Raw genomic sequence first — 16,635 nt, forward strand, 5'->3', positions numbered from 1 at the left:
GTGAGAAGAACGGGTGGGAGAGGTCCCCAAGAATGCAATCTGGGCGACCCTGCGGTCCGGCGATGCGGGCGGCGAGAATCGGGCATTTTACCGGCTCAGCCCGTTTGTGTCTTCCCCACCCGTCATGCGCACCCGTTTCATCCTCATCCAGACCAGCCACGCCGGCAATGTGGGCGCCGCCGCCCGCGCCATGAAGACCATGGGTTTCGACGACCTGGTGCTGGTCGCGCCGCGCTGGGCCAACGTGCTGCGGCGCGAGGAAACCATCCAGCGCGCCAGCGGCGCCCTGGACGTGCTGAACAACGCCCGCATCGTCGAAACGCTGGACGAAGCCCTCGACGGCGTGACCCACCTGTGCGCCACAGCCATGATCCCGCGCGACTTCGGCCCGCCCACGCGCACGCCGCGCGAGCACCTGGAACCGCTGGGCAAGCAGGGCGACCAGCACGTGGCCTTCCTGTTCGGCTCCGAGCGCTTCGGCATGCGCAACGAGGACGTCTACCGCTGCAACGTGGCGCTGAGCATCCCGACCGATCCGAAGTTCGGCTCGCTGAACCTGGGCGCGGCCATCCAGGTGGTGGCCTACGAATGGCGCCTGGCGCTGGGCGGCTACGGTGTGCGCGAGGCCATCGCCCCGGTGCAGGCGGCCGACGCGCAGGCCGTGGCCGGCATGCTCGACCACTGGGAACGCTCGCTGGTGGACATCGGCTTTCTCGACCCGGCGGCGCCCAAGAAGCTCATGCCGCGGCTGCAGCAGCTGTTCAACCGCGCGCAGCCCACGCCCGAGGAAATCCACATCCTGCGCGGCATTGCCAAGGCCATGAGCGACGCCACCCGCGAGCCGCGCGGCAGTTGAACCGTCACAAAACCCCATCGCGCGTAAGCGAAGACGCCCGGCTTTAGACTGCCCGGCCCCTATCGATATAACGACAACAAAGGCAGCGATGTTCTCTCGACTGCGCGCCGACATCCGGTGCATCCTCGAACGCGACCCGGCCGCCCGCAGCGCCTGGGAAGTGATCACGGTCTACCCCGGCTTCCATGCCGTGGTGCTGCACCGCTGGGCGCACGCCTGTTGGACCCACGGTTTCAAGTGGCCGGCCCGCTTCATCGCGCACTGCGCGCGCGCGTTCACGGGCATCGAGATCCACCCGGCCGCCAAGATCGGCGAGCGCGTGTTTTTCGACCACGCCATGGGCGTGGTGGTCGGCGAAACCGCCGAGATCGGCGACGGCTGCACCATCTACCAGGGCGTGACGCTGGGCGGCACCTCGCTCTACAAGGGCACCAAGCGCCACCCGACGCTGGGAAAGAACGTGGTGGTGAGCGCGGGTGCCAAGGTGCTGGGCGGCTTCGTCGTGGGCGACGGCGCCAAGATCGGCTCCAACGCGGTGGTCATCAAGCCGGTGCCGGCCGGGGCGACCGCGGTGGGCATTCCGGCGCGCATCATCCCCTCGAAAGAGGGCGAGAGCGCCGACGTGGCCGCGCCGCAGAAGTTCTCGGCCTACGGCATCACGCAGGACGACGACCCGCTGAGCCAGGCCATGCGCGGCCTGATCGACAACGCCTCGAGCCAGGAGCACCAGATCGCGCTCCTGTGGCAGGCCATCGAGAAGCTGTCGGCGCAGCCGGGAACGAAGGACTGCGTGCCGGGCGACGCGGCGCGTGGCGAGTCGTTCGAGGCCGACAAGCTGACGCAGCTGATCGGCAAGTAGAAGCGGGGCAGAGGGCGCTGTCGCCGTTCAGGCGGGCGACGCCCTGTCTCGCCGCAGGTTGTCTTCCAGCTGGTCGAGCGCGTCGCCGTGGTCCAGCGCCCAGCCATAGAGCGCGCGCAAGGGCTCGACGAAGACCTCGCCCAGCGGCGTCAAGGCGTACTCCACGCGCGGCGGCACGACCTGGAACACCTCGCGGTGGACCAGGCCGCCTGCCTCCACTTCGCGCAGGGTCAGGGTCAGCATCTTCTTGGAGATGCCCGGCAGGGCGCGTTCCAGTTGCCCGGTGCGCATCGCGCCGTGGCTGAGGGCATACAGCACCATGGACGTCCACTTGCCGTTCAGGACGTAGTGGATGCGCCGCTGCGCACAGTCCTCGCGCAGAACGAACGGCGTGTCGCCGGGCGGCGCCGCGACGCGCGGGGCACGGCCCGCGCGGTTCATCCGGTTCTTCATGGGCACTTTTTTATCCCTATCGCACTTTTAAGTCACTACTTCCGGGTTGGTGACGTGAAATCTACCATTCCTGTTTCGTTGCGAGGCATGGTGCCCGCCACACGACAGGAGCAGATTTTCATGAAAGCAGCCGTCATCCGATCCTTCGGCGACCCCGATCAGATCCAGCTCGAAGAGGTCGCCACGCCGGCGCCGGGACCGGGCGAAGTCCTGGTCAAGGTGCTGGCCGTCGGCGTCAACCGACTGGATCACTACGTGCGCCTGGGGCAGATCGCCCCGGCCTTGCCGTTCCCGCACATCCTGGGTTCGGATGCGGTGGGCGAGGTCGCGGCACTGGGGGCCGGCGCTTCGCGCTTCGCGGTGGGCGAGCGCGTGATCGCCATGCCCGGCTACCCGACCGACCCCGCGCAGTGGGACACCCGCCCGGTCACGGCGGCGGCCAGCTACGCGATCCCAGGCATTCACATGCCGGGCACCTATGCCCAGTACATCGTGGTGCCGGAGCACTGGCTGTTGCGCGACACCACCGGCCTGCCGGCCGAGCAGATGGCCGCACTGCCGGTCTCCTTGCTGATCGCGATCCGCGCGGTGCAGGTCGTCGGCGAGGTCAAGGCCGGCGACCGGGTGCTGGTGCATGCCGGCGCGTCGAGCACCGGCATGATCAGCATCCAGGTGGCCCGCGCGCTGGGGGCGCGCGTCGTCACCACGGTGCAGAACGCAGCCTCCGCCGAACTGGCCCTGCGCCTGGGCGCCGAGCTGGCGATCGACACCGGGACGCAGGATTTCGTCGAGCCCGTGCGCGCCTGGAGCGGCGGGCAGGGGGTCGATGTCGCGATCGACAACCTCGGCGGCGATGTGCTGTCGAAGACCCTCGAGGCCGTGAAGCCCATGGGCATCGTGGTGGCGATGGGGTTCATGGCGGGTACCGACGTGCGCTTCGACATCCGGCGCTTCTTCTTCGCGCAGCAGCAGCTGCGCGGCACGCTGGTGGGCGACATCGAGGACTTCGCTGCCTGGCTCGACGCGATACGGCTGGGCCAGATTCGTCCGCAGATCGACAGCGTGCTGCCGCTTTCTCAGGCTGGCGAAGCGCACCGGCGCATCGCGGCCAACGAGGCGCGGGGCAGCATCGTGCTGCAGCCGTGGGCGAGCTGAAGCGGGGCGCGCCATGGCCATGGACCCTTCGCTCGCCACGCAGGGCGACGCGGTGCTTCAACGCCTCGAGGCCCTGGGACTCGCACTGCCCGAACCGCCGCCGCCGCTCGGGGCCTACCGCGCGGCGATCGAGGCGGCCGGCCTGCTGCATGTCTCCATGCAGGGGCCCGTGGTCGCGGGGCATCCGCTGCCGCGTGGGCTGCTCGGCGCCGAGCTGACGCTGGAAGAAGGCCGCCAGGCGGCCCGGCTGGCGGTGCTCAATGCGCTGGCCCAGGTGCGCCTGCACCTGGGCGGTTTTCAACGGGTGCGGCAGATCGTGCGGCTCGAAGGCCATGTCGCCTGCGTGCAGTCGTTCACCCAGCACCCGCAGGTGCTCGACGCCGCCTCCGAACTGCTGGCCCGCCTGTTCGACACGCGCGCGGGCCATGCGCGGTCGGTGTGCGGGGTGCGCAACCTGCCGGGCAACCTGCCGGTGGCCGTGACCCTGACCCTTGAAGTGGAACCCTCACGTCGCTGAGGTTGCCGACACCGCTGACGCAGCCCCGGCGTTCAGCGGTGCTCATTCCCACCCCGCCTCACTCATTGAAGCGGTGCCGAGCGGCCCGTCGCCGACGTGTTCAGTTCGCTGAGCATGTGCACCAGGCGCGCCGTCGAGCGCGTGCCGAGCTTCTCGCGGATGCTGCGCAGCTGGTGGTCGATCGTGGAGAGCGAACGGTCCAGCTGGCGCGCGATTTCCTTGTAGCTCAGGCCGCCGGCCGCCAGCTTCGCCACCTTCAACTCCGCCGGCGTCAGCGCCGCGAGGTTCGCCGGGGCCCGCTCGCTCTGCGCCTGCGCGAACCGATGGGCGGCGCTCAGCAGCGGGCCCAGCGCGGTGCGGGCCAGGCCCGGCAACTCGTCGCAAACGGCGTGCTTCCAGCGCGGCGCCCTGTGGTGCCAGTCGGCGCAGATCATGCCCACCGGCCGGTCTTCGTCGTGCACGGGAACCGCCAGCTTCGAGGCCGTGCCGGCCTGCATCAGCGTGGCGCGCAACTCCTGCGTGAAGCTGCGCTCCTGCGACACGTCGATGATGGGGGCGATGCCGCTGCCGCTCCAGACCGCGCGGATGCCCGGGTTGGCGGCGCTGAAGCGCAGGCCGATCACCGCAGGCAGTGGTTGCGACGGGCGCTGCACCTCGGCCGCGACCACGTAGTCATGCAGGCGGCCGCTGGCGTCGACATAGCCGCCGAAGCCGGCGTCGACGCGGTCGGCGTCGAGCGTGTCGCGCAGCCATTGCACCGAGATGCGCCAGCAGGCCTGCGGGTCGTCCAGGTACAGCAGCAGCTGCGCAGCCAGCTCGCGGCCCGGTCGCCAGGTGATCGCGCGCTCGCCTTCGAACAGGCGCCGCCGGAGCTGGCGTTGAAGCACAAGGATGTCGTGGTCTTCGAGCATGGATGCCGGGCTGCAGTGCGGAAGTCGAATGCTACGGCCCGGCGTCCCCGGGCGGAAGGGGCCTGCGTCCGATACCACGCCGGTGTGGCCCCGCGACGCTGCCGCCGGTCAGGCGAAGGCGCCGGGGCGCGTCAGCCCTGCGGCCGTCACGCCGCACCGCTGGCCGTCAGCGGGTCGTAGTCCGGCGAGCGCAGCAGCTCGTGCAGCTGGCGTCGGCGCACACCCATGTTGCCGCCGTCGAACAGCGGGAGCACCAACGCGTCCTGGAGCATGCCGGCCAGCGGCAGGTCGTGGTCGTAGCTGTCGATGCCCACCACGCGCATCAGGTCGGTGATCACGCGCACCGCGGTCTCGGAGCCGTAGATCTTGGCCTGCAGCGCCAGCTCCAGCGCCGCGGGCGATTGCGTGTCCAGCGCGTGGCACGCGCGCCAGTTGAGGTAGCGCGAGGCTTCGATGGCGGTCTTGGCATCGGCCAGCGCATACCCCACGGCCTGGTGCTCGATGATCGGAAGGGCGCCGCCGCGGCATTGGGTCTTGGCGAAGTGCAACGAGAAATCGAAGGCCCCCTGCATCAGGGCCGTGCCGAACACGCCGACCAGCGCCGCCGTCGCCGAGAAGCTGGTGGCCACCAGGCCCTTGCCGCTGCCTACCGGGCCCAGCACGTTGGCTTGCGCGGTGCGCACGCCCTCGAGGCGAAAGCGGGGCGTGAGGTGCGCGCGGTGGCCCATCGAATCGTGATAACGCTCCACCACGATGCCGCCCTCGGGCCGCGGAACGACCAGCACCGACAGCCCGCTGTCGGGCGGCGCGTCCGCGTCGGTGCGGCACACCACGCACAGCAGGTCGGCGCCTTGCTCGTCCCATCCGGTCGCGCTCGAAATCCACTGCTTGGTGCCGTCGATGACCCACTGCTCGCCCTCGAGCCGGGCGCGGGTGCGCGTGCCTTCGCCGGGGGCTGCGGCATCGAAGTTGGCGCTGCCGCCGGGCTCGCTGTTGCACAGGGCGGCCAATGGCGTGCCGGAGCCTTCCAGGAACGGCCCGAGAAACGCCTTCTGCTGCTCGGGCGAGCCGCCGATCGTCACGGGCAGCAGGCCCAGCAGCGTGGCGAACATCGTGAGCGACACGTTGGGGTCGACGCGATAGAACTCCTCGGCCACCACGGCCATGTCCAGCATGCCCGTGCCTTCGCCGCCGAACGGCATCGGGATGATGCGCCGCAGGAACCCGGCCTTCACCAGCTGTGCATAGAACGGACGCGTGGCGACGAAGCGCGCCAGCGGCGTGGGCAGGTGGCGCGTGGCCGGAGCGACCTCGGTCAGTACGCTGCGCGCGAAACGGCGAGCCGAGAGTTGCAACTCGCGCTGCGCGGGGGTGAGGGTGAAGTCGATCGGCATGGTGTCTCCGTTGTAGGTCTGTCCGGCTCGCAGCCCCAAGGTCGCAGGGCGGATGCGCCGGGTCGGCGGAATTGTCTGCCGGGGTCGGCCGCACCGCCTTCGCGAACATTCGCGATGCCGGTGGGCGCGTCAGGCCCTGTCTGAGGGAGAAAAAGAGGCCGTGCGGCACGCATGCGCATCGGCGCGGAGCCCGGCCACACAGCCTCCACACGAACCATTGAAGTTCGATCGACGGCGGCGAAGCACGACCCCCGCATCGCCCAGCGTGGCGCTGGGCCCGACGTCAGGAGCGCTTGGCGGAGGCGCCGTGCAGCGTGCCGTGCACGTGCCCCGCGTGCTGGCCGAAGGTCTCGGGTGCGAGCGCGGCCGTGTCCAGCTCCTGCAGGATGCCGCAGGCGCTCGCCGATTCGGGACCGCCGCACTGCAGGCGCAGCGCCTTCAGCTGCTTTTCGAGCGTCTTCAGCTCGGCGATGCGCGAGGCCACGTGGCCGATGTGGTCGTCCAGCAGCTGGTTCACCTCGCCGCAGTCGTCCTGCGGCGCGTCGCGGAATTTCAGCAGGCTGCGGATCTCGTCGAGCGTCATGTCCAGCGAGCGGCAGCGGCGGATGAAGCCCAGGCGCTGGGCATGCTCCTCGTCGTAGATGCGGTAGTTGCCGTCGGTGCGCGCGGGCGCGGGCAGCAGCTGTTCGCGCTCGTAGTACCGGATGGTTTCGACCGGCGTGTTCGTGGCCTTGGCCAGCTCACCGATTTTCATGATGCGGCATCTCAAGGAAGTGGCAATCAACGGTTGACTCTACACCTGCTTCAGGGTTTCCAATGAATGCATGACGAATCAGAACACCCTGAATCAGCCGGTGCCGCGCGCTGCGCCGCATGACCACGCCCATGACCACGGGCCCAGCCACGGACATGACCACGGGCACGACCACGGGCACGACCATGCACACGATCACGCCCCCGCCGCACCGGCAACGGCCTGCTGCGGCAGCGCGGTGTGCGGCAGTGCCCCGGCGTCGGCCGAACCTGCCGACCTGCCGAAGGGCGCCGTGCTGTTTCGCATTCCCACCATGGACTGCGCGGTCGAAGAGTCCGAGATCCGCCGCGCCCTCGAGCCCGTCGCGGGCGTGAAGGCCCTGCGCTTTCGTTTAAGCGAACGCACGCTGGCCCTCACCACCGAAGACGGCGCGCTGCCCGCCGCGCTCGACGCCATCCGCCAGGCCGGCTTCAAGCCCGAGCCGGTGGCCACCACGGGCGCACAGAAGGCCGAGACCGCGCGCTTCGCCGGCATGTCGACCGGCCTGGCGCGCCTTGTCGCCGCGCTGGTGCTGGCCATCGCGGCCGAGACCGTGTCCTTCCTGGCGCTCGACGGCGTGGGCTTCATGGCCGCCGAGATGGGGCTCGCGCTCGCGGCCATCGCGCTGGCCGGCCTGGACACCTACAAGAAGGGCTTTGCCGCGCTGGTGCGCGGGCGCCTCAACATCAACGCGCTGATGGCCGTCGCCGTCACGGGCGCCTTCATCATCGGCCAGTGGCCCGAGGCCGCGATGGTGATGGCGCTGTACGCCATCGCCGAGCTCATCGAGGCCCGTGCCGTCGATCGCGCGCGCAACGCCATCCAGAGCCTGCTCGCGCTCGCGCCCGAACAGGCCGAGGTGCGGCAGCCCGACGGCAGCTGGCTGACCGTGCGCGCCGACGCGGTGGCGCTCGATGCCGTGGCCCGCATCCGCCCCGGCGAGCGCGTGCCGCTGGACGGCGTGGTGCTCGAGGGCACCAGCGCCATCGACCAGGCCCCGGTCACGGGCGAGAGCATCCCGGTCGACAAGGCCGCGGGTGACGCGGTGTTCGCCGGCACCATCAACCAGACCGGCGCGCTGGTGTTCCGCGTGACGGCCGTGGCGGCCAACACCACGCTCGCGCGCATCATCCACGCGGTCGAAGAGGCGCAGGGTTCGCGCGCGCCCACGCAGCGCTTCGTCGACCGATTCGCCGCCATCTACACGCCCACCGTCTTCGTGCTGGCGCTGGCCATCGCGGTGCTCACGCCGTGGCTGCTGGGCTGGACCTGGGTGCAGGCCGTCTACAAGGCCCTGGTGCTGCTGGTCATCGCCTGCCCGTGCGCGCTGGTCATCTCCACGCCGGTGACGGTCGTGAGCGCGCTGGCCTCGGCCGCGCGGCGCGGCATTCTCATCAAGGGCGGCACCTACCTCGAAGAGGCGCGCAACCTCAAGGCCGTGGCGCTCGACAAGACCGGCACCATCACCGAAGGCAAGCCCAAGCTGGTCGAGTCGGTGTTGATCGACAAGGCCGGTGGCGATGAAGGCGCGGTGTACGCGCTGGCCGCCAACATTGCGGGCCGCTCCGACCATCCGGTGTCGAAGGCCATCGCCCAAGGCCTGGGCGGGCCGGTCGAAGAGGTCGGCGACTTCACCGCGTTGCCCGGTCGCGGCGTGCAGGCCACGCACGCCGGCCAGACCTACGTGCTGGGCAACCACCGGTTGATCGAAGAGCGCGGCCTGTGCTCCCCGGCACTGGAAGCCGAGCTGAAGCGCCACGAAGAAGCCGGCCGCACGGTGACGCTGCTGGCATCTGAAAAGTCGGTGCTGGCGCTGTTCGCGGTGGCCGACACCATCAAGCCTTCGTCGCAGGCCGCCGTGGCCGAGCTGCGCGCGCTGGGCGTGACGCCCGTCATGCTCACCGGCGACAACACCGCCACCGCGAAGACCATCGGCGCGCACGCCGGCATCGACGACGTGCGCGGCAACCTGCTGCCCGAAGAAAAGCTCGATGCCATCCAGGCGATGCAGCAACGCTACGGCGCCGTCGCGATGACCGGCGACGGCATCAACGACGCCCCTGCGCTCGCCAGGGCCGACATCGGCTTCGCCATGGGCGGCGCCGGCACCGACACCGCGATGGAAGCGGCCGACGTGGTCATCATGAACGACGACCTGCGCCGCATCCCCGAGACCATCCGCCTGTCGCGCCGCGCGCACGCGGTGCTGTGGCAGAACATCACCCTCGCGCTCGGCATCAAGGGCGTGTTCTTCGTGCTCGCGGTGTTCGGCAGCGCGACCATGTGGATGGCGGTGTTCGCCGACATGGGCGCGAGCCTGCTGGTGGTGGCGAACGGGTTGCGGTTGATGCGGACCGAAAAGCAGGAATAGCGCAGCGCGGAGGAGGCGGCCTCGGAGAAGAGGGCTGAAGCGAGCGCCTGCCGGTCAACGCCTCACTCGGCACGCCAGACGAGGTGCAGGTCGCCATCTACGAATCCCAGAGAGACCGCGCGAGCAGCCTTCAGGCGCGAAGCGCCCGCAGACGCGGCGTCCAGGTAGCGAAGAATCATCTGCGAGATGGCCTGCAGGCCTGCCTCCCAGTCTGGCCCCACCGCTTCGCTCGCGATCTCGAAACGTGGCAATGAGGACATGAAGATGTCGTCGCACGCCCAGTCGGAATCTTCCGGGTCGTAGGTTGGAGCACCCACGAGTTCGAGGTCGTAGGTCGTCGAACTGTCGTAGAGGTTGAAGTGAAAAGCGGCGATGCCTTCAGGCAGCGGCGCAGACAAGACGGAATCGATCCAGGTGGCCAGATCGGCGAACAGAGGGGTGTTCATGAGGCTGAAGTGGCTGAGTTTTGGATCATGCGCATTCGGATTTTTAGCACGGCCTTGAGGCGTCTGGGCTCACCTGCGCGCCGCCCACGTCTCCAACGGCCCCCGCGCCGCGTTGCACATCTGGATCGAGCCGGGCGCGCCGAACTAACATCGGGCGAGTTTTTTCCCCAGGCCTCACGACCGTTCCGCCCATGTCCGTCACCACCCTCCTGCTGCAACTCGTCGTCATCCTCACCACCGCGCGCCTGTGCGGCTGGGTGCTGCGCCATGTGGGGCAGCCGAGCGTGGTGGGCGAGATGGCGGCGGGGCTGATGCTCGGGCCGGCGGTCATGGGACTGCTGTTCCCGTCGCTGCACGCGCAGCTGTTCGCCAAGGAGTCGCTGCAGGGGCTGTCGTCGCTGGCGACGGTGGGGCTGGTGCTGTTCATGTTCGTGGTGGGCCTGGAGCTGCGGGCCACGCGCAACATGCGCGCGCAGCTGCAGGCGGCCGGCGCGGTGGGCGTGCTCAGCGTGCTGGTGCCGCTGGTGCTGGGCCTGGCGATCTCGCCGGCGCTGCACCCCACGCTCGCGCCGGCCGGCGTGGGCTTCTGGCCCTTCGCGCTGTTCATGGCGGCGGCGCTGTCGATCACGGCCTTCCCGGTGATGGCGCGCATCCTCAAGGACCGCGGCATGACGCGCACGCCCTTCGGCCAGCTCTCGCTGAGCGCGGCGGCGGTGGTCGACGTGTTCGCGTGGATCCTGCTGGCCTTCGTGGTCGCGCTGGTGGGCACCAGCGACGGCTACGCGGGCCTGATCAAGATCACGGTCGGCGTGGTGGTGATGCTCACGGTGCTGTTCCTCGGGCTGAAGCCGGCCTTTGCGTGGCTGTTGCGCGTGAAGGCGCCCGACGGCGAGCCGTCGACCACGCTGATGGCCGCGCTCATGATCGGCCTGCTGGTCACGGCGCTGCTGACCGAGTGGCTGCACCTGCACGCGGTGTTCGGCGCCTTCCTGTTCGGCGCCTGCCTGCCGCGCGACGACCGCCTGCTGCGCTCGCTGAGCGAGCGCATCGAGCCGATCTCCATCGTGGTGCTGATGCCGCTGTTCTTCGCGCTCGCGGGGCTGGGCACCACGGCCAACGCGTTCTCGGGCGCCAGCCTGGGCGCGATGCTGCTGATCGTGGGCGTGGCCACCGTGGGCAAGATCGCGGGCGGCGCGGCGGGCGCGCGCATCGCCGGCTACAGCTGGCGCGACAGCCTGGCCACCGGCTCGCTCATGAATGCGCGCGGGCTGATGGAGCTCATCGTCATCAAGATCGGCCTGGACGTCGGCCTGATCGGCCCCGAGCTCTTCACGATGCTGCTGGTGATGGCGCTGGCCACCACCGCGATGACCGGGCCGCTGATGACGCTGTGCGTCGGCCGCAAGCCGAAGCCCGCCGAGACGGCGGCGCACGCCGAGCCCTGAACCCCTTCAGCCGCCGCGGCGCACGCTGAACCCGATGCGCGTCTGGCCGCCATGGCTCGACGCGAACACCTGCCCGCCGTGCATGCGCGCGATCGCCTCGACGATCGACAGCCCCAGTCCGTGGTGGCGCGTGGAGCCGTCGCGCGCCTGGGCTGCGCGGTAGAAGCGCTCGAACAGGCGCGGCAGGGCCTCCGGGTCGATCGGCGCGCCGCGGTTGATCACGGTGATGGTGTGGTGTTCTCCGCCAGGAGCGGCCGCGATCTCGATGCGCAGCGTCGAGGCCGGTTCGGCAAAGCGGATCGCATTGCCCAGCAGGTTGAAGAGGGCGCGCCGGATCAGCCCCGCGTCCACCTCGGCCACGGCCTCGCCGTGCACCTCGGCACGCAGGCCGGCCTCGTCGAGCATGGCGTCGTAGAAATCGATCACGTCGCGCGCCTGCTCCGCCAGGCTCACCGGGGCCATCGAGCGCGCCGAGGTGCCGCGGTCGGCCTTCGAAAGAAACAGCATGTCGGTCACGATGCCCGACAGCCGCCCCATCTCCTCGAGGTTGGAGGCCAGCACGGCCTGCAGTTCCTCGTTGCTGCGCGGGCGCGTGAGCGCCACCTCGGTCGAGCCCAGCAGGTTGGCCAGCGGCGTACGCAGCTCGTGCGCCACGTCGGCGTTGAACGACTCCAGCTGCACGTAGGCGCGCTGCACCCGCGCCAGCAGCGCGTTGAACTGCGTGATCCAGGGCCGCAGTTCCTGCGCGAAGGCGCCGGGGTCGATCGACTGGTGGACGTGGTCGGGCGTGATGGCCGCCGTGCGCTCGGCCAGCGCCTTCAGCGGCCGCAGCCCGCGCCGCACCAGCCACATGCCGGTGAGCGACACCAGCGCTGTGCCCAGCACCACCGCGCCCAGCAGCGTCCAGGCCAGGCGTTCGAGCAGCCGGGAGTCCTGCGCGATGTTCACGCCGACCTGCACCGACAGGTCGGTGTGGAAGTCGCCGTTCTGCCAGGGCACGACGATGGCGCGCCGCAGCCAGCGGCCCTGCGGCGGCGGCGTGGACTGGAACAGCGGCTTGCCGGCGTTGGCGATCGACAGGGTCACGTCGTCCTGCATCGAGAAGAAGTCGTCGAGCTTGTGCCGCAGAAAGACGAGGTCGCCGCCTTTCTCGGCCTCCTTGAGCAGGTGCTCGACGAGCACCGTCTTCTGGTCGAGCGCGTCGCGCTGCTTGGCGCCGAAGCTCCAGGCGGTCACGAGGTAGATGGCCAGGCAGATGATGCTCAGGCCGGACAGCGTCTGCGCGGCGAACCAGAACGAGAGCCGGCTCTGGATCGAATGCGGCTTCGGGCTCATGCCCAGGAGCGGTCTTCGAGTACGTAGCCCATGCCGCGCACCGTGTGCAGCAGCTTCACGTCGAAGGGGTCGTCGATCTTGCTGCGCAGGCGGCGGATGGCCACCTCGACCACGTTGGTGTCGCTGTCGAAGTTCATGTCCCACACCTGCTCGGCGAGCGTGGAGCGCGACAGAATCTGCCCGCGCCGGCGCAGCAGCACCACCAGCAGCGTGAACTCCTTGGCCGTGAGGTCCAGCCGCGTGCGGTTGCGCATGCACTTGCGGCTCACCAGGTCCAGCTCCAGGTCGGCCAGGCGCAGCACCGTGGGCTCCTGTGTCTTGCCGCGCCGCAGCAGCGCCTGCACGCGCGCCAGCAGCTCCGAGAAGGAGAAGGGCTTCACCAGGTAGTCGTCGGCGCCTTGCTGCAGGCCCTGCACGCGGTCTTCGACCTTGTCGCGCGCGGTGAGCACCAGCACGGGCACGTTCTTCGTGCGGCGAATGGCCTGCAGCACGGCAAAGCCGTCGATGCCCGGCAGCATCACGTCCAGCAGCACGAGCGCGTAGTCGCCCTCGGTGGCGAGGTAGCGGCCTTCGATGCCATCGCGGGCGATGTCGACCACGTAGCCGTTCTCTTCCAGCCCCTTTTTCAGGTAATCGCCCAGTTTGGGTTCGTCTTCGATGACAAGAATTCGCATGGTACGGATCGTACCCAAGGCCTTTCGAGACGCTGGTTACGATTTAGTAATCCTATTGAAGGACAAAGCGCCGACACGCTGTCGTACAGTGGGCCGGGCCCTCGGTTCGCAGGGCTTTTCTTGGTCGGCGCGCCACGCCCCGTCGATATACTTTTGTCAACAATGCGCCGCTGGCTCCTGATTTTCCTGCTGTTTCTCTTGCCTTTCCAGTACAGCTGGGCGGTGTCGGCCGCCTATTGCCTGCACGAAGGCGACAAGAGCAGCGGCCACTGGGGCCACCACGAGGACGAGCCGCGCGGCACCGACCGCACCCACGCGGGCGACGGCGCCAAGAAAGACAGCACCCGCCAGCCCAACGCGGCGGTCGGCCATTGCATCGTTGCCCACTTCGGGCAGGCCCAGCATGCGGACACCGCCGCCGCGCTGCCGGCCGAATCGCCCATCGCCTCGCAGGCGCTGCGCGCCGTTTCCACCGAACGCTTCGCCTCGCACATCGCCGAAGTGCCGGTGCGCCCCGACTGGTTGCTCTCTGCCTGATTCGGCGAGAGCACAGCCCCTTTTCTTTTTCTGATCTCACTCATCAGCTGAGCGCTCCTCGCCGAATTCGTCCGTCCGTTGTTTCGCAACCCAGGAGAATTCGATGCGCACGCTTTTCGTGCCGCTGGCCGTGTTGGCCTTGGCGGTACCCCCGGCCTTTTCACAACAGACCCCGCAGGCGGCCGGTCCCTCGTCGTCCCTGTCGGCACCCGCCCGCACGCTGGAGCCCGAAGGCCCGCTGACCCTGCGCGCCGCCGTGGCGCTGGCGCTGCAGGCCAACCCGGGCCTGTCGGCCGCGCGCCATGAGCAGGCCGCCGCCGACGGCGCCGTGGTGCAGGCCGGCGCCTGGCCCAATCCCACGCTCGACACGCAGCTGGAAGACCTGCGCCGCAACAACCGCACGACCACGCTGCAGCTGAGCCAGCCCCTGGAGCTGGGCGGCAAGCGCGCCGCGCGCGTCACGGCGGCCGAGCGTGCGCGCGACCAGGCGGCGTCGGCGCTGTCGGCGCGGCGCGCCGAGCTGCGCGCCGCGGCCGTCACGGCCTTCTTCGACGTACTGACCGCGCAGGAGCGCCTGCGCCTGGCGCAAGACTCGGTGGGGCTCGCGCAGATCGCCACCCGCGCCGCGGCCAACCGCGTGGCGGCCGGCAAGGTGTCGCCGCTCGAGGAAACCAAGGCGCGCGTGGCCGAGGCCGGCATCCGTGTCGAACTGCTGCAGGCCGAAGGCACGCTGCGCGCGTCGCGCCAGTTGCTGGCCGCGCTGTGGGGCAACCCGGCGCCGCGCTTCACGCAGGTGGACGGCGCGGTCGACCAGCTGCCCACCCAGGCCGCCGCGCCCGAGGTGGCGCGCCGCCTGCCCGATGCGCCCGTGCTGCGCCAGGCCCGGCTCGAGGTCGAGCGCCGCCGCGCATTGAGCGACCTGGAGCAGGCCAAACGCATTCCCGACGTGACCGTGTCGCTCGGCGTCAAGCGCGTGCCCGCGTCCGAAGGCGAGGGCGGTGAGGCCGTGAGCAGCAGCCGGCGCAACCAGGTGGTGGTGGGCCTGTCGGTGCCGCTGCCGATCTTCGACACCAACCGCGGCAACATCGCCGAGGCACTGAGCCGCGAAGACAAGGCGCGCGACGAACTCGCCGCCGCCGAGCTGCAACTGGGCGCCGACGTGGCCCAGGCCAGCGAGCGCCTGCGCTCGGCGCGCGCCACGGCCGAGACGCTGCAGCGCGACGCACTGCCCGGCGCCGAGACCGCCTACCGCGCCGCCACCAAGGGCTTCGAGCTGGGCAAGTTCAGCTTTCTCGAGGCGCTCGACGCGCAGCGCACGCTGTTCCAGGTGCGCAACCAGTACCTCGTCGCGCTGGCCGAGGCGCACCGCGCGGCCGGCGAGCTCGAGCGCCTGCTGGGCACCGGGGGCGATGACATCGCCTCGAACGCGACGCCGAACGCGGCGCCGAACGTGCCGCCGATCGCGCGCTGAAGAAGAACACCGAACCGATTCCGACCATGACCACACCACACAACCGCACCACGTCTTCCGGCCGCAAGCAGTGGATCGCCATTGCCGCCGTCCTGCTCGCCGGCCTCATTGCCGGCGCGCTCATCCTGCGCACCGCGCCGTCCAAGCCCGAGGCGGGCGGGCACTCGGAGTCCGCCGGCCACGCCGACGGCGAGCACCACGAGGAAGACAAGGGCCACGCCAAGGGCAAGGAAGACGACCACGGCCATTCGCATGACGAAGGCCATGGCGACAAGGAGCACCACGCGGAAGAAGGCAAGGACGCCGGCAAGGAGGCGGGCAAGGAAGCGCCTGCAGCCGCAGAGCCGCAGAAGGCCGCCGCCAACGCCCACAAGGAAGACGAGGAAAAGATCCCCTTCACCGACGAGCAGGTCAAGGCCGCCGGCATTGCGATCGACAGCGTCGGCCCGGCGCGCATCAAGACGTCGCTGCAACTGCCCGGCGAGATCAAGTTCAACGAAGACCGCACGGCCCACGTGGTGCCGCGCGTGGCGGGCGTGGTCGACAGCGTGTCGGCCAACCTGGGCCAGGAGGTGAAGCGCGGCCAGGTGCTGGCCGTGATCTCCAGCCCCGCGCTCTCGGAGCAGCGCAGCGAGCTGCAGACCGCGCAGCGCCGGCTGGCGCTGGCACGCACCACCCACGACCGCGAGAAGAAGCTGTGGGAAGAAAAGATCTCGCCGCAGCAGGACTTCCTGCAGGCCGAGCAGGCCATGCAGGAGGCGCAGATTGCCGTGGCCAACGCCAACCAGAAGCTGCTGGCGCTGGGCGCCACGCCCGGCTCGTCGGCGCTGGGCCGCTACGAGCTGCGCGCACCCTTCGACGGCATGGTGGTCGAGAAGCACATCTCGCTGGGCGAATCGGTGGGCGAGACGGTCAACGTGTTCACCATTTCCGACCTCTCGACCGTGTGGGCCGAGATCAGCGTGCCCGCCAGCAGCCTGAACCTCGTGCGCGTCGGCGAGGCCGTGACCATCCGCGCCGGTTCCTTCGAGCAGGCCGCGCGCGGCACCGTGTCGTACGTGGGCTCGCTGCTGGGGGCGCAGACGCGCACCGCCACCGCGCGCGTCACGCTCACCAACCCGCAGCGCACCTGGCGTCCGGGCCTGTTCGTGAACGTGGAGCTGGTGGCGTCGCAGGCCGACGCACCCGTCACCGTGTCGGCCGAAGCCGTGCAGACGGTGGACGACCAGCCCACGGTGTTCCTGCGCGTGCCCGGCGGCTTTGTGCCGCAGCACGTGAAGACCGGCCGCAGCGACGGCCAGCGCATCGAGATCGTGGGCGGCCTGAAGCCCGGCGCGGCCTATGCGGCCAGCGGCAGCTTCGTCGTGAAGTCGCAGCAGGGCAAGAGCTCGGCCACGCACACCCACTGAGGACGACCG

Annotated in this window: 16 protein-coding genes; 9 read left to right on the plus strand and 7 right to left on the minus strand. The window is 69.9% G+C overall.

The genetic code is table 11. The features are described 5' to 3' along the window. Positions 1–124 precede the first annotated feature (124 nt). Positions 125–856: an RNA methyltransferase gene (locus AC1RLW_RS15650; protein ID WP_369646385.1), complete on the plus strand. Its 732-nt coding sequence runs from the start codon at positions 125–127 to the stop codon at positions 854–856. Positions 857–923: 67 nt separating this feature from the next. Then, positions 924–1,715 (plus strand): serine O-acetyltransferase, encoded by a 792-nt coding sequence (gene cysE / locus AC1RLW_RS15655; RefSeq protein WP_223301446.1) that lies wholly within the window; start codon positions 924–926, stop codon positions 1,713–1,715. Between the two features lie 27 nt (positions 1,716–1,742). Here the strand turns inward: cysE and AC1RLW_RS15660 are convergent, their stop codons facing one another. Next, the gene (locus tag AC1RLW_RS15660; RefSeq protein ID WP_253252482.1) at positions 1,743–2,168 is read right to left on the minus strand and encodes a winged helix-turn-helix transcriptional regulator; all 426 of its coding nucleotides are present in this window, start codon (positions 2,166–2,168) and stop codon (positions 1,743–1,745) included. Positions 2,169–2,288: 120 nt separating this feature from the next. Between AC1RLW_RS15660 and AC1RLW_RS15665 the strand changes: the two genes are divergently transcribed. Continuing rightward, positions 2,289–3,323, plus strand: a complete 1,035-nt coding sequence (locus AC1RLW_RS15665) for a quinone oxidoreductase family protein (RefSeq protein ID WP_493193806.1) — start codon at positions 2,289–2,291, stop codon at positions 3,321–3,323. 13 nt (positions 3,324–3,336) lie between these two features. After that, positions 3,337–3,840 carry a RidA family protein gene (locus AC1RLW_RS15670; RefSeq protein ID WP_493193808.1) on the plus strand — a complete coding sequence of 168 codons (504 nt, stop codon included), beginning with the start codon at positions 3,337–3,339 and terminating at the stop codon, positions 3,838–3,840. Positions 3,841–3,902: 62 nt separating this feature from the next. Here AC1RLW_RS15670 and AC1RLW_RS15675 read toward each other — a convergent pair whose 3' ends face one another. The 3 genes from AC1RLW_RS15675 to cadR all read right to left on the minus strand — a co-directional run bounded on the left by AC1RLW_RS15675 (position 3,903) and on the right by cadR (position 6,899). After that, on the minus strand, positions 3,903–4,751 hold the full coding sequence (locus AC1RLW_RS15675; protein ID WP_493193809.1) for a helix-turn-helix transcriptional regulator: 849 nt from the start codon (positions 4,749–4,751) through the stop codon (positions 3,903–3,905). A gap of 146 nt (positions 4,752–4,897) precedes the next feature. After that, positions 4,898–6,145, minus strand: a complete 1,248-nt coding sequence (locus AC1RLW_RS15680) for an acyl-CoA dehydrogenase family protein (protein WP_493193810.1) — start codon at positions 6,143–6,145, stop codon at positions 4,898–4,900. A gap of 283 nt (positions 6,146–6,428) precedes the next feature. Beyond that, the gene (gene cadR / locus AC1RLW_RS15685; RefSeq protein WP_307638624.1) at positions 6,429–6,899 is read right to left on the minus strand and encodes a Cd(II)/Pb(II)-responsive transcriptional regulator; all 471 of its coding nucleotides are present in this window, start codon (positions 6,897–6,899) and stop codon (positions 6,429–6,431) included. A 70-nt stretch (positions 6,900–6,969) separates the two neighbouring features. On the opposite strand from cadR, the gene AC1RLW_RS15690 reads away from it, so the two are divergent. Further along, positions 6,970–9,309 carry a heavy metal translocating P-type ATPase gene (locus AC1RLW_RS15690; RefSeq protein WP_493193812.1) on the plus strand — a complete coding sequence of 780 codons (2,340 nt, stop codon included), beginning with the start codon at positions 6,970–6,972 and terminating at the stop codon, positions 9,307–9,309. A gap of 62 nt (positions 9,310–9,371) precedes the next feature. On the opposite strand, the gene AC1RLW_RS15695 is transcribed toward AC1RLW_RS15690, so the two are convergent. Next, positions 9,372–9,755, minus strand: coding sequence for a hypothetical protein (locus AC1RLW_RS15695; protein ID WP_493193813.1), 384 nt, complete (start codon positions 9,753–9,755; stop codon positions 9,372–9,374). A 191-nt stretch (positions 9,756–9,946) separates the two neighbouring features. Here AC1RLW_RS15695 and AC1RLW_RS15700 point away from each other — a divergent pair, with 191 nt between their 5' ends. After that, positions 9,947–11,200 carry a cation:proton antiporter gene (locus AC1RLW_RS15700; protein WP_070063158.1) on the plus strand — a complete coding sequence of 418 codons (1,254 nt, stop codon included), beginning with the start codon at positions 9,947–9,949 and terminating at the stop codon, positions 11,198–11,200. A gap of 6 nt (positions 11,201–11,206) precedes the next feature. On the opposite strand, the gene AC1RLW_RS15705 is transcribed toward AC1RLW_RS15700, so the two are convergent. After that, positions 11,207–12,535 (minus strand): heavy metal sensor histidine kinase, encoded by a 1,329-nt coding sequence (locus tag AC1RLW_RS15705; protein ID WP_493193815.1) that lies wholly within the window; start codon positions 12,533–12,535, stop codon positions 11,207–11,209. Continuing rightward, positions 12,532–13,209: a heavy metal response regulator transcription factor gene (locus AC1RLW_RS15710; RefSeq protein WP_062481258.1), complete on the minus strand. Its 678-nt coding sequence runs from the start codon at positions 13,207–13,209 to the stop codon at positions 12,532–12,534. Before AC1RLW_RS15710 ends, AC1RLW_RS15705 begins: the two co-directional genes overlap by 4 nt. 162 nt (positions 13,210–13,371) lie before the next feature. Between AC1RLW_RS15710 and AC1RLW_RS15715 the strand changes: the two genes are divergently transcribed. From AC1RLW_RS15715 to AC1RLW_RS15725, 3 genes are all read left to right on the plus strand, one after another. Further along, positions 13,372–13,746, plus strand: coding sequence for a hypothetical protein (locus AC1RLW_RS15715; RefSeq protein ID WP_307638620.1), 375 nt, complete (start codon positions 13,372–13,374; stop codon positions 13,744–13,746). A 103-nt stretch (positions 13,747–13,849) separates the two neighbouring features. Next, positions 13,850–15,217: a TolC family protein gene (locus AC1RLW_RS15720; RefSeq protein ID WP_493193816.1), complete on the plus strand. Its 1,368-nt coding sequence runs from the start codon at positions 13,850–13,852 to the stop codon at positions 15,215–15,217. A 26-nt stretch (positions 15,218–15,243) separates the two neighbouring features. Then, on the plus strand, positions 15,244–16,626 hold the full coding sequence (locus AC1RLW_RS15725; protein WP_493193818.1) for an efflux RND transporter periplasmic adaptor subunit: 1,383 nt from the start codon (positions 15,244–15,246) through the stop codon (positions 16,624–16,626). Positions 16,627–16,635 lie beyond the last annotated feature (9 nt).

It is taken from the genome of Variovorax sp. GW822-FHT04A09, from assembly GCF_058801005.1.